At 44.7% G+C, this 19325-nt stretch carries 19 protein-coding genes; 15 read left to right on the top strand and 4 right to left on the bottom strand.

Annotated features, from left to right (window positions below; translation table 11 throughout):
• Positions 1–24: 24 nt before the first annotated feature.
• The 4 genes from BW972_RS00205 to rpsF all read right to left on the bottom strand — a co-directional run bounded on the left by BW972_RS00205 (position 25) and on the right by rpsF (position 2187).
• Positions 25–1011, bottom strand: a complete 987-nt coding sequence (locus BW972_RS00205; protein WP_076420277.1) for a GSCFA domain-containing protein — start codon at positions 1009–1011, stop codon at positions 25–27.
• A gap of 100 nt (positions 1012–1111) precedes the next feature.
• On the bottom strand, positions 1112–1555 hold the full coding sequence (gene rplI / locus BW972_RS00200) for a 50S ribosomal protein L9 (RefSeq protein ID WP_007652660.1): 444 nt from the start codon (positions 1553–1555) through the stop codon (positions 1112–1114).
• A gap of 12 nt (positions 1556–1567) precedes the next feature.
• Entirely contained in the window at positions 1568–1819 is a 252-nt protein-coding gene (gene rpsR / locus BW972_RS00195) for a 30S ribosomal protein S18 (RefSeq protein WP_007652662.1), read from the bottom strand.
• Positions 1819–2187: a 30S ribosomal protein S6 gene (gene rpsF / locus BW972_RS00190; protein WP_007652664.1), complete on the bottom strand. Its 369-nt coding sequence runs from the start codon at positions 2185–2187 to the stop codon at positions 1819–1821. The genes rpsR and rpsF overlap by 1 nt, the downstream gene beginning before the upstream one ends.
• Positions 2188–2797: 610 nt before the next feature.
• On the opposite strand from rpsF, the gene BW972_RS00185 reads away from it, so the two are divergent.
• The 15 genes from BW972_RS00185 to BW972_RS00115 all read left to right on the top strand — a co-directional run bounded on the left by BW972_RS00185 (position 2798) and on the right by BW972_RS00115 (position 18873).
• Positions 2798–4030, top strand: coding sequence for a c-type cytochrome (locus BW972_RS00185; RefSeq protein WP_007652666.1), 1233 nt, complete (start codon positions 2798–2800; stop codon positions 4028–4030).
• Positions 4031–4068: 38 nt separating this feature from the next.
• A complete protein-coding gene (locus BW972_RS00180; protein WP_076420274.1) occupies positions 4069–7071 on the top strand; it encodes a TAT-variant-translocated molybdopterin oxidoreductase in 3003 nt (1000 codons plus the stop codon).
• 20 nt (positions 7072–7091) lie between these two features.
• Complete coding sequence (nrfD, locus tag BW972_RS00175; RefSeq protein ID WP_007652670.1) at positions 7092–8510, top strand: NrfD/PsrC family molybdoenzyme membrane anchor subunit; 1419 nt, start codon at positions 7092–7094, stop codon at positions 8508–8510.
• 2 nt (positions 8511–8512) lie between these two features.
• A complete protein-coding gene (locus tag BW972_RS00170) occupies positions 8513–9037 on the top strand; it encodes a DUF3341 domain-containing protein (RefSeq protein ID WP_076420272.1) in 525 nt (174 codons plus the stop codon).
• Positions 9037–9669 carry a c-type cytochrome gene (locus BW972_RS00165; protein ID WP_007652674.1) on the top strand — a complete coding sequence of 211 codons (633 nt, stop codon included), beginning with the start codon at positions 9037–9039 and terminating at the stop codon, positions 9667–9669. Before BW972_RS00170 ends, BW972_RS00165 begins: the two co-directional genes overlap by 1 nt.
• Before the next feature lie 26 nt (positions 9670–9695).
• Complete coding sequence (locus BW972_RS00160) at positions 9696–10967, top strand: hypothetical protein (RefSeq protein ID WP_007652676.1); 1272 nt, start codon at positions 9696–9698, stop codon at positions 10965–10967.
• Between the two features lie 24 nt (positions 10968–10991).
• Positions 10992–12050, top strand: coding sequence for a cytochrome c oxidase subunit II (locus tag BW972_RS00155; protein ID WP_076420270.1), 1059 nt, complete (start codon positions 10992–10994; stop codon positions 12048–12050).
• An 18-nt stretch (positions 12051–12068) separates the two neighbouring features.
• Complete coding sequence (locus BW972_RS00150; protein WP_007659384.1) at positions 12069–13895, top strand: cytochrome c oxidase subunit I; 1827 nt, start codon at positions 12069–12071, stop codon at positions 13893–13895.
• A gap of 5 nt (positions 13896–13900) precedes the next feature.
• Positions 13901–14977: a COX15/CtaA family protein gene (locus BW972_RS00145; protein WP_007659385.1), complete on the top strand. Its 1077-nt coding sequence runs from the start codon at positions 13901–13903 to the stop codon at positions 14975–14977.
• Positions 14977–15873: a heme o synthase gene (cyoE, locus tag BW972_RS00140; RefSeq protein ID WP_076420268.1), complete on the top strand. Its 897-nt coding sequence runs from the start codon at positions 14977–14979 to the stop codon at positions 15871–15873. Before BW972_RS00145 ends, cyoE begins: the two co-directional genes overlap by 1 nt.
• Positions 15874–15876: 3 nt before the next feature.
• The gene (locus BW972_RS00135) at positions 15877–16467 is read left to right on the top strand and encodes a cytochrome c oxidase subunit 3 (RefSeq protein WP_007659387.1); all 591 of its coding nucleotides are present in this window, start codon (positions 15877–15879) and stop codon (positions 16465–16467) included.
• Between the two features lie 24 nt (positions 16468–16491).
• Positions 16492–17238, top strand: coding sequence for a cytochrome c oxidase subunit 3 (locus BW972_RS00130; RefSeq protein ID WP_076420266.1), 747 nt, complete (start codon positions 16492–16494; stop codon positions 17236–17238).
• Positions 17239–17313: 75 nt separating this feature from the next.
• The gene (locus tag BW972_RS00125; RefSeq protein WP_007659388.1) at positions 17314–17661 is read left to right on the top strand and encodes a cytochrome C oxidase subunit IV family protein; all 348 of its coding nucleotides are present in this window, start codon (positions 17314–17316) and stop codon (positions 17659–17661) included.
• An 11-nt stretch (positions 17662–17672) separates the two neighbouring features.
• The gene (locus BW972_RS00120; RefSeq protein WP_007659389.1) at positions 17673–18341 is read left to right on the top strand and encodes an SCO family protein; all 669 of its coding nucleotides are present in this window, start codon (positions 17673–17675) and stop codon (positions 18339–18341) included.
• On the top strand, positions 18319–18873 hold the full coding sequence (locus BW972_RS00115; RefSeq protein WP_007659390.1) for a DUF420 domain-containing protein: 555 nt from the start codon (positions 18319–18321) through the stop codon (positions 18871–18873). Before BW972_RS00120 ends, BW972_RS00115 begins: the two co-directional genes overlap by 23 nt.
• The last annotated feature ends 452 nt before the right edge of the window (positions 18874–19325 follow it).

Genomic DNA, 19325 nt, shown 5'->3' with positions numbered 1-19325 from the left:
TGAGGGTATAGTGATCCTGTTGGACTACTGCTGATTTGTGAGCTGCTGTATAAGGCTTTGTTCTTCTTCTGCCGTATCAATGCCATACCTGCTATTGAGCTGTCTAAGCTGGGCAATGGTGTTTTTCAGGAATTTCTGGTGCGCCTCGGAGGCTGGGTGAAATGGCCGGTGGGACAGGGCCCGTCTTATCTTTTCCCATTCCTGCAGAAAATCTCTGAACTCCTGATTCAGGTATGCCTGCGCAAATTTTTCCCAGATGTAATCTTCCGCTACCTCAGTCGGGTGCACCATGTCGCGCCCATAGAAGCGGTAGTCGCGCAGGTCGTCAAGCATGATCTCGTAGGCGGGAAAGTATCGCACCTGCTCCTGATTTGCTGACAGCTGGTGGCATAGCACCCGCAAAATGGATTTGCTCACGCTGTTAACCTCGATTGTTTCTTTGATATGCCGCACCGGGCTAACCGTCAGCAGTACCTGCAGACTTGGGTTGAACTGTTGCAGCTGCTCAAGCGTGCTCTCCATATCCTGCTGCAGTGTATCGAGTGGCAGCAACTCCCTGTTAAAGTTGTGCGCCGGTATTTTGTGGCAGTTAGCCACCACCTCACCTGAACTCAGTAGCCGATAACCTACGGACGTACCCAGCGTGATGATCAGGAGCTTAGCCTGCTGCAGTGCCTTGCGGGTGGTGTCCAGGAGGCCTGTGATGGTAGTAATTAGCTCGTCCCTGTTAGGAGAGGAGAGAGATGAGTGCAAATCATAAGCATACCAGATTCCATTGTGCTGCACCAGGTTCTTATCAAAATCACGTTGCTGGCTTATAGCACCACGGAGCAGCTTGCTAACTGAAAGCGGATTAAAGATAGTCCCAAACGGATTAACCATTACCTGCACCTTGCTATCATGCAGCCGCCTGCCTATTACCTCAGCAAAGCAGGAACCAATAGTCATGATACCATCCTGTAATGAAAGATCAAGGCCGCTGGCGGGTACATGTACTTCAGTCCGGAACATAGGTATAGGTATAGGTATAGCGCAAATTAACCGGAAAGGTGAAATAAAAAAAGCGCCCTGCTTTGAGGGCAGGGCGCTTTAAGTATGGTGGTTGCTAAGACTACTCAGCTACTACATTGAAGCGGATCTGGTGCTTCACTTCTTTGTGCAGGTTCAGTGTAGCGGTGTACTCGCCGGCAGTTTTCACTTCCTGATCGAAAGAAATGCGCTTGCGGTCTACATCGTGACCTTTAGCTTTAAGAGCATCAGCAAGCTGAGTTGTAGTAACAGAGCCGAAGATCTTACCAGTTTCACCTACTTTAGTAGGGATTTCCAGCGTGATGTCTCCGATATTGTTAGCAAGCTCCTGTGCATCGTTCTTAATCTTCTCAACTTTGTGAGCAGCCTGACGCATGTTTTCTTCAAGAACTTTTCTGTTCGTTTTGTCAGCCAAAACTGCAAGACCCTGAGGGATCAGGTAGTTACGGCCATATCCTGGCTTTACTGAAACGATATCGTTCTTGTAACCAAGGTGCTTAACGTCATCTTTAAGTATTACTTCCATGTTCGTCCCTCCTTATTTTAAAGAATCAGTTACATAAGGTAAAATAGCCAGGTGGCGTGCACGGGCAACAGCCTGAGACACTTTACGCTGGAATTTCAGGCTAGTGCCTGTCAGTCTTCTTGGAAGAATCTTGCCCTGCTCGTTCACGAACTTAAGCAGGAAGTTACCGTCTTTGTAGTCAATATACTTGATACCGCTTTTCTTGAAGCGGCAGTATTTCTGACGGTTTTCTTGTTTGTGTACTCTTTCGTTAACTAGGCTCATTATGCTTTAACCTCCTCTTTTTTAGCCTGTGATTTAAACTCGCCTTTTCTTCTGCGCTCGTTGTAAGCAATTGCGTGCTTATCAAGTGCAGTAGTTAAGAAGCGAACAACTTTTTCGTCGCGGCGATAAGCCAGCTCAAGCACATCAATTACAGTAGATGGAGCCTTAAACTCGATGAGGTGGTAGAAACCAGTAGATTTCTTCTGGATTGGGTAAGCAAGCTTACGTAGACCCCAGTTCTCTTCGTGGATAATTTCGGCGCTATTTTCCTTAAGCACCTGTCTGAACTTCTCGACCGTTTCCTGCATCTGCGTCTCGTTCAACAGAGGCGTCAAGATGAAGACCGTTTCGTAATTTTTTAATTCCATTTGGTTATGAGAATTTTTTTGTTTTAGGGTGCAAATATACAGCAATGATTCTGTAATACAAAAACTTGCACCAAAATAAATGTATGATCAAAAGCACTTTCGCCACCAGGTATTGCAATCAGCTCACTCAAGAGTATTGTAATAACATCAGACGACAGTAGGACTTAACAATAATGAATAACCTATATATAATAAGGTGTACTTGAAACTGAGAAAAAGGGCGAGAGAGGTGAGAGAAAATGAGATGAAAATTAAATAAGTGGTAACGACAACAAAATCAGTGGTTTATGAGTTCAAAGGTGGATGCTGAAAAGAATGCGGATTAAGCAAGAGAGAATAGGATAATTTGGTACAAAATGGCTGAAGGAAAACTTGTGTTATTTAGAATTATTTTAAATAAAAAAGGTGATTCTGATAAAATAATGCAGAAAATGCGCTACGAATGATTGTACTGAATGGGTTATTGTGTATAGGGGTAAAAATAAGCATATAATATTTGATTAATGGGTTTCAGGTAGTAGATTTGTGCCCGTAAAGTAAATTCACCATTATACTAAACACAAGCGTCCTGGCTATGATTAGCTGTATACAAAGAGCAAAAACCAAATTCTTGATTGCCTTCTTGTTTGCCTTGGCGGCCTCTTTTGGAGTGTCGACTACAGGTTATGCACAAGGCGCAAGTCTGCCTGTAGATGATGCAGGTATTGTAAGTGCAGGCGAGTCCCTGTATAAGAACAACTGCGTTGTTTGTCACTCTGTGGGAAGCGATGTAGTAGTTGGTCCTGGTTTGAAAGGCGTCAATGAGCGCAGAACGCAACCTTGGTTGATCAGCTGGATTAAGAACTCGCAGGCTTTGATTGCCTCTGGTGATAAAGACGCAATCGCGGTTTACAACCAGTTTAATAAGCAGGCGATGCCTTCCTTTAATTTCTCTGATGAGGAAATTGTATCGATGCTGGCCTATATCAAGGCATCTGAAACTGCCGCAGCTGAGACCACTGGTCCTGCAGGAGGTACAGAGGCTGCTCCAGGTGAAAACGTTGGTACTGATGCAGTTGGTGCGATTGGTGGTTACCTGGATATTGTATTGGTAGTGCTGATCATTGTGTTGATCGTGCTGGTTGTGACCCTTCTTTTGATCACTTCAGTACTAAAGAACTACCTGAACAAGAACAAACAACTTGACGAGTACGATGCTGAAATTGTAAATCAGCGTTTCGACTTCTCTAAGATATATAAGTCTAAAGCCGTACGTACGCTGGTAGTGCTGATCTTTGTGATCGTGCTGCTGGACCTGGCTCTTGACAAAGCAATGGGTGTCGGTATACAGCAGGGCTACGCCCCTACACAGCCGATCGCCTTCTCGCACAAGCTGCACGCAGGCGAGCATCAGATCGACTGTAACTACTGCCACACTACTGTTTATGAAAGCAAGAGTGCCAGTATCCCTTCTGCTAATATCTGTATGAACTGCCATAGCCAGATCAAGACAGAATCACCTGAAATTCAGAAGATATACAGAGCTATTGAGCGTAATAAGCCTATCGAATGGGTGCGTATTCACAACTTGCCTGACCTGGCTTACTTCAACCACGCCCAGCACACACAGGTGGGTGGCGTAGAGTGCCAGACCTGCCACGGTCCTATTCAGGAGATGGAAGTGGTGTATCAGTACTCACCGCTGACCATGGGCTGGTGTATTGACTGTCACCGTGAAACTCCTCTTAACACCGAAGGAAATGCATATTATGACAACCTGGTGAAATTGCACGAGTCAACAACGAAGAGTGCTTTCACTGTGTCATCAAACGGTGGTGCAGAGTGTTCTAAGTGCCACTACTAATTATTAAAAATTAAGGATTCGAGTTTTCTAGATATAATATGCAAGACAGAATAAAATACTGGAAAGGAATAGAGGAGCTTGAAAATACTCCTGAATTCGCGAAAAACGCTCATAACGAGTTTCCAGAATTCCTGCCGATAAACGAAGCCAAAGGCGAGAGCGAGTCAACTGGTATGACTGCTCCACGAAGGGACTTCCTAAAACTGCTAGGTTTTGGTCTGGCTGCCGCTACACTGGCTTCATGTGAAGCTCCTGTAAGAAAGGCAATTCCATACCTGAACAAGCCGGTTGATGTTGAGCCAGGAGTGGCAAACTGGTATGCTACTACTTATTATAACAGCGGTGACTATAATAGCGTGTTGGTTAAGACACGTGAAGGCCGTCCAATTAAAGTAGAGCCAAACCCAAGCTCAACATTAACCCCAATGGGTACTAGCCCTAAAGCTCAGGGATCTGTGCTTAGCCTGTACGACAACAACAGACTGCGTACACCGCTTATCAAAGGCAAAGAGGCTAAATGGGAGCAGGTAGACAGCGAGATACGTGCCGCTCTTTCAAATGTGAATGGCAAAGTAGCTTTCGTTTCCTCTACAGTGATCAGCCCTTCAACCAAGCAGCTTATCAATGAGTTTGGTTCAAGACTGAGTAATTTTGAGCATGTAGTGTATGATGCCAATTCTGCTTCTGCACTGATTGGCGCAAACGGTGGCACTGTTCCGGGATACGACTTCAGCCGAGCTAATATTATTGTAAGTATCAGCGCTGACTTCCTGGGAACCTGGATTGCTCCGACTCCTTTCGCTAAGCAATACATCCAAAACAGAAAAGTATCTGCTGACAAGCCAAATATGTCACGTCACTACCAGTTTGAGACAATTATGTCGTTGACTGGCGCCAATGCTGACGTGCGTGTTCCGATCAAGCCTTCTGAAGAACTGGCGATCGTAACAGCGATCTATAACGGATTGTCTGGCCAAGGCGTAAATGCTCCGGCTAACGTTGATAAGAAAGCGCTTGAGAATGCGATCAGAGACCTGCGTGCAAATAATGGACGTGCTCTGGTAGTATCAGGATCAAATGACCCGGCTGTTCAGACGCTGGTTACAGCTATCAACAAAACAATTGGTGCAGAAGGTACTACCATCGATACAGCTTCTCCATATTTCCTGAAGCAGGGTAACGATGCGCAGATGCTGCGTCTGATTGAAGAAATGAACAATGGCAGTGTAGGAGCAGTGTTTTTCTACAATGCAAACCCAGTATACGATCACCCACTTGCTGAGCAAGTAAAAACTGGACTGGCTAAAGTTGGACTGAAAGTTTCCTTCGCAGAAAGAGTGGAAGAGACTGCTGCGCTTGTAGACTACGTAGCACCAGACAGCCATTACCTGGAGTCCTGGAACGACTACGAGCCGAAGAGAGGCTTCCTGAGTCTGGCACAACCAGTAATCAGCCCAATCTTTATGACACGCCAGGTACAGGACAGCTTACTGGCCTGGAGCGGAAACAACACATCTTATTACGATTACATCCGCAACAACTGGAGAAAAGGCGCTGCAAACACAGACGAGCAGTGGGAGAAAGCTGTGCACGATGGCGTAATGGAGAACGGCACAAGTATGCTGGCTCTTAACACAGGTAATGCAAGCACGATGACAGTCTCTGATGCAGCTGGCAGAGCTCCAAGAGCAGTTGCAGGTGGCAGAATTGAGGCTGTTGTTTACGAAAAAGTTGCAATCGGTACAGGTTCTGAGGCTAACAACCCTTGGCTGCAGGAAATGGCTGATCCGATCTCAAAAGCTACCTGGGATAACTACATAACGATGCCTCGCCGCATGGCAGAGGAAATGGGTGTAGTACAAGGTAACGTGCTGAAGGTAACATATGCGAATGGTAAAACACTTGAGCTTCCTGCGCTGATCCAGCCAGGACAAGCACAAGGTACAGTGGGTATAGCCATGGGCTACGGCCGTGAGCTAGACTCTATGCCAACAGCCAAAGGTCGTGGTGCTAATGCCTTCCCTATCGCTACGGTAGCTGATAACGCTATCCTATTTGCAGGCGCTGTACAGCTGGAGAAAACAGGCTCTACTGTAGAGATAGCCCAGATGCAGACGCACCATACAATTATGGATCGTCTGGTAGTTCAGGAAAATACACTGGCGAACTATCAGAAAAATCCGAAAGAGGTAACGGAATATGTACGCATTGCTACGCACGAAGGTCCGGCAAAGCCTGCTGCTATCTCTCTTTGGGAAGATTACGAGTACAAAAACCACCACTGGGGCATGGTGATCGACCTGAACTCATGTATTGGCTGTGGAGCCTGTACAGTGAGCTGCCAGGCAGAAAACAATATTCCGGTAGTAGGTAAGCAGGAGGTACTAAACCGTCGCGAAATGCACTGGATGCGTATCGACCGCTACTATAGCGCAGTGGAGCACGAAGAGAAAGATTACAAGACTATGGAGGATCCGGCGGAGAATCCAAGTGTTATCTTCCAGCCGATGCTTTGCCAGCACTGTAACCACGCTCCTTGTGAGACTGTGTGTCCGGTAGCTGCTACAATGCACAGCTCTGAGGGTATTAACCAGATGGCTTACAACCGCTGCGTAGGTACACGTTACTGCGCAAACAACTGCCCTTACAAAGTTCGTCGATTCAACTGGTTTGCTTACGCTAACAACGATAAGTTCGACTTTAACATGAACAACGACCTTGGTAAGATGGTGTTGAATCCTGACGTAACAGTTCGTTCGCGCGGTGTTATGGAGAAATGCTCGTTCTGCGTGCAGCGTGTTCAGCTAGGAAAACTGGAAGCCAAGCGTGAGAACAGAAGACCAGTGGACGGTGAGATCGTGACGGCTTGTGCCCAGTCTTGCCCTACAGATGCGATTGTCTTCGGTGACATGCTGGATCCAAAGAGCCGTGTATCTCAGTTGCTATCCCGTGAGAAAGGCGAGCGTGCCTTCCACGTACTGGAAGAACTGAACGTACAGCCGAACGTGACTTACCTGACAAAAATTAGAAACTTAGCTTAATTTATAAATTAGATAGCGCTATGCAGCACGTATCTCCGATAAGAGAGCCTCTGGTAACGGGGGGTAAAACATACCACGATATCACCGAAGATGTCTGCAGACAGGTGGAGGCCAAGCCCAACGCACGTTGGGCCGCTGCCCTTGCTGTAGCTCTTGTAGGTCTGGCTATTTTCATCTACTCCACTTACCGTACACTTTGGTACGGTATAGGGGAGTGGGGACTTAACAAAACTGTAGGTTGGGCATGGGATATCACCAACTTCGTATGGTGGGTAGGTATCGGTCACGCCGGTACGCTGATCTCAGCTATCCTTCTCCTGTTCCGTCAGAAATGGAGAACTTCTATTAACCGAGCAGCAGAAGCGATGACGATCTTCGCTGTAATCTGTGCCGCGATGTTCCCGGTGCTACACATGGGCCGTCCCTGGTTGGCCTACTGGGTACTTCCACTGCCAAACACATTTGGTTCACTTTGGGTTAACTTTAACTCGCCGCTCCTTTGGGACGTTTTTGCGATTTCCACTTACTTCTCTGTATCGCTTGTATTCTGGTACATCGGTCTGATTCCTGACTTTGCTACCATCCGCGACAGAGCAACCGGACCAATCGCCCGCAGAGCATATGCATTCCTTTCTTTCGGCTGGACTGGTTCCGCCAAAGCCTGGTCTCGTTATGAGACTGTATCCCTGATTCTTGCAGGCCTTGCTACTCCACTGGTACTTTCTGTACACACGATCGTATCGATGGACTTTGCAACCTCAGTAATCCCAGGCTGGCACACGACTATCTTCCCTCCATATTTCGTGGCAGGTGCGATCTTCTCAGGTTTCGCGATGGTACTTACGTTGATGATCATCACACGTAAAGTATTCAAACTGGAGGATTACATCACACTGGAGCACGTAGAGTCAATGAACAAGGTAATCATCCTGACAGGCTCTATCGTAGGTGTGGCTTATATCACAGAATTCTTCATCGCCTGGTACTCAGGTGTGGAATACGAGCAATACGCCTTCATCAACCGTGCTACTGGTCCTTACTGGTGGGCATATTGGGCAATGATGACTTGTAACGTAATTACACCGCAGCTATTCTGGTTCAGAACTATCAGAAGAAGTCTGACCGCTACTTTCATCATCACGATCTTCGTGAACATTGGTATGTGGTTCGAGCGATTTGTAATTATCGTTACATCACTTCACAGAGACTTCCTTCCATCTTCATGGGCAATGTTCTCTCCAACCATCATCGACATTGGTATCTATGTAGGAACAATCGGTCTATTCTTTACACTGTTCCTTCTGTTTGCCAAGTTTTTCCCTGTAGTGAACATGGCGGAGGTAAAATCAATTCTGAAGTCTTCTTCAGAAGTGAAACACCACCCACATGGTACAATGCACGGTACTGATAAGGATTCGCACACTAATACACATCCATAGCAATGACTAAAAAATTCGTTCTAGGTATCTACGATGATGAGGATGTCCTGCTGCAGGCCATCGAGAACGTCCGGGCTGCCGGTACTAAAATTTACGAAGTTTTTTCGCCATACCCAATCCATGGTATCGATGATGTATTAGGTATCAAGCGTTCAAGACTTCCAATCGTAGCATTCTTCTGCGGTTTGTTCGGAACTTCCTTCGCCCTCTGGATGCAGATCTGGATGCTGGGTTTCGACTGGCCAATGATCATTGGTGGTAAACCGCACATCGCTTTACCAGCATTTATTCCTGTAACTTTTGAACTTACCGTTCTTTGCGCTGCATTCGGTATGGTGATCACCTTCTTCATCGTCACAAAGCTGAAGCCTTCTTTTAAGGTGAATGTTTTTGACAAACGCTCTACAGACGACAAGTTTGTAATGGCGATTGAGGTTACAGAAGGTGTGACTGATATGAATGCATTGAACGATCTACTTCGTTCTAACGGCGCAATTGAAGTTAACGAGAAGGAGGTAATCAAATAATGAAAGGTCTATTAAATTTAGGTATTAAAGCCTCTGCCGTACTATTCACAGGCGCTATGCTGGTAGCCTGTAGCAATGAAAAAGATCCAGGTCTTGAGTTTGCTCCAGACATGTATCACTCTATACCGCTGGATCCATACTCTCAGGTAAAAGAGAACCTTTACAACCCGGGCGGAATGAACATGCGTGAGCCTGTTCAAGGTACAGTTGCCCGTGGCAAAATGGGTTATAACATGTACCTGTCGAAAGACGAGGCTGAAGTAGCTGGTGTTGAGCTGAAAAATCCACTCGAATACAATGACCAGCACTTAGCAGAAGGCCAGGTATTGTACACTCGCTTTTGTGCTTCATGCCATGGTGACCAGGGTGATGGCCAAGGTTTGGTTGGACAGAAATTCAAAGGTGTACCATCCTATTCAGCAGGACGTGTTGCCGAACTTCCAGCAGGTCATATTTACCATGTTATTACAAACGGACGTGGTCGTATGATGCCGCATGGTTCACAGGTTAACCCGACTGAACGTTGGAAAATTGTAATGTATGTGCAGCAGTTACAGGGCGGTGAAGCACCGGCACCTGCAGCTGATGAAACAGAAACTACAGAAGAATCAGGTACTACACCTAATAACTAAGTCTAAGGCATAATATCACAAGGATAATGACAGAAGAAAGACTCATCATTTCCAGAAAAACGAATAACAAGTTTTTCTTAATGATAGCTATAGGTGTTGTACTACTTATAGCTGGAATCATCATTGCTGCCATGGGCGGAGGCGATGCGCATCATGCTGAAGGGCATGGGGAAGCAGCAGCAGCTGGCCATGAAGCAGCCTCCTGGCTCAAAAGGCTCTATGTAAATCTCTGGTTAAATAACGTATACTTCACAGGTATAGCACTTGTAGGTGTATTTTTCATTGCGGTACAGTATGTGGCCTATGCCGGATGGTCTGTACTGATTAAGCGTATACCTGAAGCATTGGGCTACTATCTGCCAATAGGTGGTGCTGTAATGCTGATCGTGTTCCTGCTAGGTGGTCATGATATTTTCCACTGGACGCATGACTACCTTTACGATCTGAACGACGAGCGATATGACCCAATCATCGCTGGTAAAGCCCCTTATTTGAATTTCTGGTTCTTCCTGATCAGAATGATTGCTTACTTCGTTCTTTGGATACTCTTCTTCAACTGGTTGAGAAGAAACTCACTGAATGAAGACCTGAATGGTGGTACTTCTTACTATCACAAAAGCATTCGTATTTCTGCGATGTTCCTGGTAGTATTCGGCGTTACTTCTTCTACATCAGCATGGGACTGGGTACTTTCAATCGACACACACTGGTTCTCTACTATGTTTGGCTGGTATGTGTTTGCAAGCTGGTGGGTATCTGGTCTGGCAGCAATCACATTGACAGTAATAATCCTGAAGCAGAATGGTTACCTGAAAATGGTTAATGCAAACCACCTGCACGATTTAGGCAAGTTTGTATTTGCATTCTCTATCTTCTGGACGTACATCTGGTTCTCTCAGTTCATGCTGATCTGGTATGCAAACATTCCTGAGGAATCAATCTACTTCATTGAGCGATTAGGTGGTAATGGCGGACACTTCAAGTGGATTTTCTTTACTAATCTTATTGTAAACTTTGCATTCCCGTTCCTTGTTTTGATGACAAGAGATGCGAAGCGTCAGATGATCATGCTCAAAATCGTTACGATTGCAATTCTGATTGGTCACTGGTTAGACTTCTATCTGATGATGATGCCAGGTACAATGCGTACTGATGCAACTATTGGATTTATTGAGATCGGAACTACTCTTATTTTCCTGGGTGTATTCTTACTTACCTTTACAAAAGGTTTGGCTAAAGCTTCGCTGGTGCCGGTAAATCATCCATTCCTGGAAGAGAGTGTTCACCATCATGTTTAGAGATCATACTAAAAGCGTTATATAATGATTACGTTCGCCATAGGTTTATCCATAGTCCTGTTATTAGTTATCCTGTTCCTTTTATTCAGGATCGGGACGCTAGCCTCCATCTTTAGAGGATCGACACAGCGTGCTGTCGGAACCACCAAAACAAGTAACAAAGTAAACAGCCTGTTGCTGCTCCTCTTCCTGATTGGTGGAGGTGCGGCTTTTGCCTGGTCTTTTGCCGATTCATGGGAGAACATGAACCAGCCGCTTGCCTCTGTGCATGGGGCCTGGACTGATAGTCTTTTCTGGACTACCATGATCGTAATCGGTATCGTGTTTGTGATCACGCAAATCCTACTTTTCTGGTATTCTTATAAATACCAGCATAAAGATGATAAGCGTGCTTACTACTACCCACACAATAACAAGTTAGAGATTGTTTGGACAATGATTCCTGCTGTTGTGATGGCGCTGTTAGTATTTGCCGGTTGGAAAACATGGGCAAACATCACGAGTGCTGCCCCGGCTGATGCTGTTGTAGTAGAGGTAATGGGTAAACAGTTTAGCTGGCTTGTTCGCTACCCGGGTGCAGATGGTAAACTGGGTGAAGCTAGTGTTAACTTCATCGATGCTACAAATGAAATGGGTGTAAACTTCAGCGATCCTAATGCAATGGATGACTTTATGCCACGTGAGATTCACGTGCCTAAAGGCAAGCCAGTGCTGTTGAAGATTCGCTCAAGAGATGTAATCCACAGTGTATTCCTGCCGCATTTCCGTGTTAAAATGGATGCTGTTCCAGGTATGCCAACCAAGTTTTGGTTTGTGCCTAGCAAAACAACAGCTGAAATGCGCACTGAGACTGGTAACCCTGAATTCAACTATGAAGTGGCTTGTACTGAGATATGTGGACGTGGCCACTTTGCGATGCGCTTTATCCTGGTTGTTGACGAACCTGAGGAGTACGAGGAGTGGTTAGCTTCACAAACACCATTTATCGAGCAAAATCCACAGCTTCTAACAAAGTTCATCCACGATTCGAAAGATCAGGTGGTGCTTGAGAAGAGTGCTGAAGAAGTAAAAACAGAGTTGTAGCATTAAATAAAATCAACAATGTCGAGTACAGATATCTCTCTAAATAAGGATGTGCATCACGCTCACGACGAGCATGATCATCATCATGACCAAAACTTCTTTGAGAAGTACATCTTCAGCCAGGACCACAAAGTAATTGCAAAGCAGTTTCTTTTTGCAGGTATCTTCTGGGGCTTTGTAGGTGGCTTCCTGTCTATTATTTTCCGTCTACAACTTGGCTGGCCTGAAGCAACATTCACTTTCCTGGAGCCTATCCTGGGAAACTGGATCGTAAATGGTAAGCTAGACCCGGAATTCTATCTGGCGCTGGTAACAATGCACGGTACCATCATGGTATTCTTCGTACTAACGGCTGGTCTGAGTGGTACATTCAGTAACTTCCTGATCCCGTTGCAGATTGGTGCCCGTGACATGGCATCTGGATTCATGAACATGCTGTCCTTCTGGATTTTCTTCCTGGCAAGCGTGATCATGTTTACTTCCCTTTTCATTGAGACAGGTCCTGCTGGGGGTGGTTGGACAGTTTACCCTCCTTTGAGCGCACTTCCACAGGCGATATCAGGCTCAGCAATGGGTATGACCCTTTGGTTGGTAAGTATGGCTTTGTTCATTGTATCTCAGTTGCTAGGTGGTGTAAACTATATCACAACTGTGATTAACCTGAGAACAAAGGGTATGTCAATGACCAAACTTCCATTAACAATCTGGTCATTCTTCTTGACAGCTATCCTGGGTCTTCTTTCATTCCCGGTTCTGTTCTCTGCAGCACTACTATTGATCTTTGACCGTAGCTTCGGTACAAGCTTCTACCTTTCTGATATCTATATCGCAGGAGAGGCTCTTGCACATACCGGTGGTAGCGCGATTCTGTTCCAGCACTTGTTCTGGTTCCTTGGACACCCTGAGGTATACATCGTAATTCTACCAACTTTCGGCATCGTTTCAGAAGTAATTGCAACAAACTCTCGCAAGCCTATCTTCGGTTACCGAGCGATGATCGGTTCCATGCTGGGTATCTCTCTGCTTTCATTCGTAGTATGGGCACACCACATGTTCGTGACAGGTATGAACCCATTTTTGGGGTCAGTCTTCATGTTCCTGACACTTATTATTGCGGTACCATCTGCGGTAAAAGTGTTTAACTGGATTGCCACCCTGTGGAGAGGTAATATTCGTTTCACAACAGCTATGATGTTTGCGATCGCCTTCGTTTCGCTTTTCATCTCTGGTGGTTTGACAGGTATTATCTTGGGTAACTCAGCTCTGGACATTCAGCTGCACGATACTTATTTTGTAATTGCGCACTTCCACCTTGTAATGGGTGCTGCAGCCTTCTTTGGTATGTTCTGTGGTATCTACCACTGGTTCCCTAAGATGTTTGGCCGTATGATGGACGAGAAGCTTGGCTTCATCCACTTCTGGTTGACATTCCTGTCTGCTTACCTGGTGTTCATGCCTATGCACTACATCGGTATAGCTGGCTTCCCAAGAAGATATTATTCATGGACTGGTTTTGATGCTTTCAATACCTTCACTGACCTGAACAGCTTTATCAGTATAGCTGCTATTTTAGGCTTTACTGCGCAGTTGATCTTCTTATTCAACTTTATCTATAGCATCTTCAAAGGCCGTCGTGCTACAGCTAACCCATGGCACTCTAATACCCTTGAGTGGACAACACCGGTTAACCCAGGACACGGTAACTGGCCAGGCGAGATACCAACTGTTTACAGATGGCCTTACGATTATAGTAAACCAGGTGCTGCAGAGGACTACATCCCTCAAAACGTACCATTCTCTCAGACGCAGTCTTCAAACCTGCCGTACGAGAGAGATTTAGAATAGCTTAAATGATAGATAAATCTTTTCCATACAAAAGGTTTAGAAATATTGGAGTACTTACAGTATTAGCTGTATACTTTCTAATATTGGTTGGAGGAATCGTGCGGAGCACGGGCTCAGGAATGGGATGTCCGGACTGGCCCAAGTGTTTTGGCAGTTGGATTCCTCCAACTGATGTTAGCCAATTACCAGATGATTATCTGGAAGTCTACAAGGAACAACGTGTAGAGAAGAACAAGAGACTAGCAGGGGTTCTTGATAACATAGGTTTTGACAAAGCGGCAGGAGAACTGAGAGATCATCCACTTCAACACATTGAAACAGATTTCAATGTGACAAAAACTTGGATAGAATACATCAATCGTTTGGTAGGGGCTGTGATTGGGATATTAATTTTCCTGACAGTACTGTATGCTATACCTTACCTTAAAACGGATAAGACTGTATTCTTCCTCTCATTCTTAAGTTTTGTACTAGTTGGTGTCCAGGGGTGGTTAGGTTCGATAGTCGTATCTACCAACTTGCTACCAGTAACTATTACAATCCATATGGCGCTAGCGCTTGTGCTTGTAGCCTTACTGCAGTATGCGGTAATTCGTTCGCAATCTGCTTTTATCGTACCTCGATTTGATGCTTCAAAACAAATGTTCTTTGTTATCGGACTGGTAGCTGCTGCTACTTTTGTTCAGATACTAATTGGAACGCAAGTGCGTGAAGAAGTGGATATTGTTGCCTCCGAAATGAATGGTAGCAACAGAGATCTTTGGGTAGACCAACTTGGGTCAAGTTTTTATATTCACCGATCTTTTTCTATCCTGTTACTGGTACTTCATCTCTATATGGCTTATTTAATCTATAAGCTAAGAGATCGCCAGTTGAGTATGATGACGAACTGGATGCTAGTGTTGCTGGTTGCTGAAATAGCTTTTGGGGTGATTATGGCTTATTTTGCTATACCCGCTTTCCTGCAACCGTTGCACTTGACAATAGCTACCTTACTATTCGGCGTTCAGTTTTTGATATTAATTTTTTATTACTACGCCTCAAAAAAGGCGGTTGAAAAACCGGTAGTGGTTCTTAGCTAATGATTACAGATAGATCAGAATCGGTACTGTCTCTAGCCAATATGGCACAAAAGGCATCAGCATATTTTAAGCTCCTGAAGTTTAGATTAAGTTTTACAGTAGCTTTCTCAAGTGCTATAGGTTATATACTAGGACATCCGGGTGGAAGTTGGTTACAGATAGCATTAGTCATGCTGGGTGGGTTGATGGTCACTGGCGCTGCCAACATTGTGAACCAGATACTGGAAAAAGACCTGGACAAGTTAATGAAGCGCACCGCTAACAGGCCGCTTCCAACCAATACACTGAGTGTAACTGAAGCAGCTATTTTTGGCGCGCTGATTGGAGTTGGCGGTTTGTTTATTTTGGCTAGCTTTTTTAACACATTGACAGCAGCTATAGCCTTGTTGTCACTCGTTCTTTATGGTTTTATATATACGCCGCTTAAGCGTATCAGCCCTATCAACGTTTTTGTTGGTGCTATACCTGGGGCTTTACCGCCATTGATCGGCTGGGTAGCCGCAACAGGTGTAGTGAGTGTAGAGGCCTGGATTCTTTTCGGCATACAGTTTATATGGCAGTTTCCACATTTCTGGGCAATTGCCTGGGTACTGGATGAAGATTATAAGAAAGCAGGTTTTAAAATGCTTCCAATGGAAGGGGGGAAGAACCTGAAAACTGCTTTTCAGATCATGATCTATACCCTTGTGCTGATTCCACTGAGCTTACTACCTCTGCAGTTTGGGATGACCGGTTCCACGTCAGCGCTGATCGCTGTTATTTGTGGGGTATTGTTTCTGGCTCAGACGTTTCATCTTATGCGCACTTGTACAAACAAGGCGGCGATGAACATTATGTTTGGGTCCTTTTTGTATTTGCCTATTGTGCAGATAGCTTTCGTTTTAGATAAATTATAGGATATGGATATGGTTGCCAAATCATTGGGAGAGGAGAACAACACAGGAGGAGTACATCCATTAAAATTTACGCTGTGGTTGCTTATTATTAGTATAATTATGATGTTTGCAGCCTTTACGAGCGCTTATTTGGTGCGTCGTGCAGAAGGCAACTGGCTCGAATATGACCTGCCAAACATCATGCTGATTAACACGGTAATTATTGCTTTAAGCAGTATTACGATGCAGCTTGCCCATAATGCCGCAGCTCAGGATAATATAGCAAAACTGCGCCTGATGCTGTATCTGACTTTCGGATTAGGAGTCGCTTTTCTGATCGGACAGTGGAATGGATGGGCTGAATTGGTTAATAACAATGTGTTCTTTGGGGGAGAGTCTAGTAACCCTTCCGGTTCATTTATGTATGTATTAACAGGTGTGCATGGTTTTCACCTGATCACTGGTCTCATTTATGTGGCAGTGGTAATTATATCAAGTCTACGTTACAAAGTTCACTCGAAGAGCATGCTGCGTATTCAGCTATGCACCATTTATTGGCACTTCCTGGGTGGCCTTTGGCTATACTTGTATCTATTTTTGAGATTAAATCACTAAACACGTTTTTTTCAATACTAAACTATGTCTACATCAACTACGCTGGAAGCACCTAAAACAGGTACATGGGATGGTGGTAATGAACCACTAAAAGCGAGCTATGGGAAACTCATGATGTGGTTTTTCCTACTTTCTGACGCCTTTACTTTTGGTGCACTCCTGATTGTTTATGGCCTGTCTCGTCACAGTCATCTTCCTTATACTGGAAGTCCGGATGACTTTACATTCTCAACTGAATGGTGGCCAATTCCGGAGAAAGTTTTTAACGCTTTCCCTGGATTCCATGGAGTAGATCTTCCATTGGCGTTTGTGGCCCTGATGACCATGATTCTTATTTTGAGCTCTGTTACCATGGTATTGGCAGTAGAAGCTGGGCATCGTATGGATAAGAATGATGTACAGAAATGGTTAATGTGGACTATTCTGTTCGGTAGCATTTTCCTTGGTTGCCAGGCTTGGGAGTGGGCTCACTTCATCTCTGGTACTGACGAGGGTATGCTGTTGGCTGATGGTACACGCATCTTTGGTGCCAACCTGACCATGAACCAATATGGTCCGCCTTTGTTCGCCGACCTGTTCTTCTTCATCACTGGTTTCCACGGTACACACGTATTCTCTGGTGTTGTACTGTTGATCATGGTGTTCATCAACACTGTGAATGGTGTGTACCACAAACGTGGCCACTACGAAATGGTAGAGAAAGTTGGTCTTTACTGGCACTTTGTTGACTTGGTTTGGGTGTTCGTATTTACCTTCTTCTACCTGATCTAATTTATAAATCATAAACTATCACAGCTGCAGTTCCCGCCTGGTGCGGGGCTGCCTCTCTAAAACATAAAGTATACTATGGCAGCTCATTCGGATCACTCCAACGATCTTCACCAGACAGGTGAGATACCTAAAGCGCAGACAAAAGTTATTTGGAAAACATTCTTTATCCTGGTAGCCCTAACTGCAGTAGAGTTCCTTTTCGCCTTTACAATGGACGCAGGCACACTTCGTAATGCGATCTTTATAATTTTGACCATCTTTAAGGCGTTCTACATTGTAGCGGAGTTCATGCACTTAAAGCATGAGTCCAAAGCCTTGATCTGGTCTATCCTTATACCGATGGCACTTGTTATCTGGCTAATGGTAGCTTTGATTTCAGAAGGTAGCTATTACTTCGATTCAATTAGAAATTACTTCAATTAAGTACACATATTATGAGTAACTCAAAGGCACTAATATTAGGTATCCTACTATTAGTGCCTCTTCTTATTTTTATATTTATCGGAAGCTTTGGTGAACACCACTACACGCTCCCTAAATATTTTCCTCAGGTTACTGCTACAGGTGAGGTACAGCGTGATGCCAAAGGGGATACACTCTTCAATCAAGTGCCTGCTTTCCAACTCACTTCACAGCAAGGCCAGGCAATCTCTCAAAAAGACCTGGATGGTCATATCTACGTAGCTGACTTCTTTTTCGCGACATGTCCCGACATTTGCAAGGCGATGTCTTCGCAAATGGTGCGTGTGCAGGAAGCTTTTCAGGATGAGGAACAAGTAAAACTGGTGTCCTTTACTGTTAATCCTGAATATGACACCCCAGAGGTTTTGCGCGAATACGGTGAACGGTACGGTGCTGACCCTGGTAAGTGGTATTTTTTAACAGGAGACCGTGACAAAATCTATACCTTAGCTCAGAAAGGCTTTTATTTGCCTGTTATGAAGGTAGAAGGCCAGCAGGATTTTATTCACAGCGAGAAGTTTATGCTGGTGGATAAAGACAGGTATGTGCGGGGGATATATGATGGCACTGATAAGGAGGATGTGGATCGCCTGATAATAGAAATTAAAGTTCTTTTAGATGAATACAGCAAATCAAAATAGTCCAGCTGCTGGTAATGACAAGAAGTTCTTAATACTGATTGCCATTCTATCGATTGCTATACCTGTAGTGGTGGCTATGCTTTTCTTTATGCCGAAGGAAGGCTCAAGCAGTGTTGATGTGTCTTTTCTGCCAACGCTGCATGCGATATTGAATTCTTTAACAGCCTTTGCTCTGGTTATAGGCTACTACAACATTCGTAAAGGGAATATCAGAGTGCACCGTAATGCCATGGCAACTGCCTTTGGCCTGTCAGCAATATTCCTGGTATCATATGTTACTTACCATTTCCTGGGGGAGCGTACGATCTATGGTGGAGACGGCTTTCTAAAGTTATTTTACTACTTTATCCTGCTGACACATATTGTTCTGGCCGTGGTGATTGTACCGTTGGTACTGCTTTCCATGTATTTTGCATTGTCAGAGCAGTTTATTCGCCATCGTCGTATATCAAAATGGACATTTCCAATCTGGCTTTATGTAGCCATAACGGGTGTACTCGTTTATATTTTGATTTCTCCGTACTATAGTTAGAACCAGGAACATTTAACACTTGTTTTATGATCATGAAGCGCCAATTATCTAAGATATTTATCCTCGGCCTGATGATGCTTACGCTAAGTCTGGTATCTACGGAGGCCTATAGCCAATGTGCCATGTGCCGTGCGACAGTAGAATCAAATGTTGGTACCGGTAGTACTGATTCAGACTCTCAGGTAGGAGCAGGGTTGAATACTGGAATTCTATATCTGATGCTAATACCCTATGTACTGGTAGGTACAGTAGGATTTCTCTGGTACAAAAGCAGTCAAAAAAAGAAAGCCGCTAGAACCGCATAAGCACTGAATATCAAATTAGCATACTTTGCTAATCTTTCTTCGCGGCTGCGGCTATTTTCAATTCATATCATAAACCACATGCAGGCAGCAGGTCCTGCATGTGGTTTTATTTTATCATCAAATTTTTTGGTGTGAATTTTGATCCGG

It is taken from the genome of Pontibacter lucknowensis, assembly GCF_900156415.1.
Classification (GTDB): Bacteria; Bacteroidota; Bacteroidia; order Cytophagales; family Hymenobacteraceae; genus Pontibacter; species Pontibacter lucknowensis.
The sequence above is the reverse complement of the archived record's forward strand: the minus strand, read 5'-3'. Positions and strand labels throughout refer to the sequence as shown.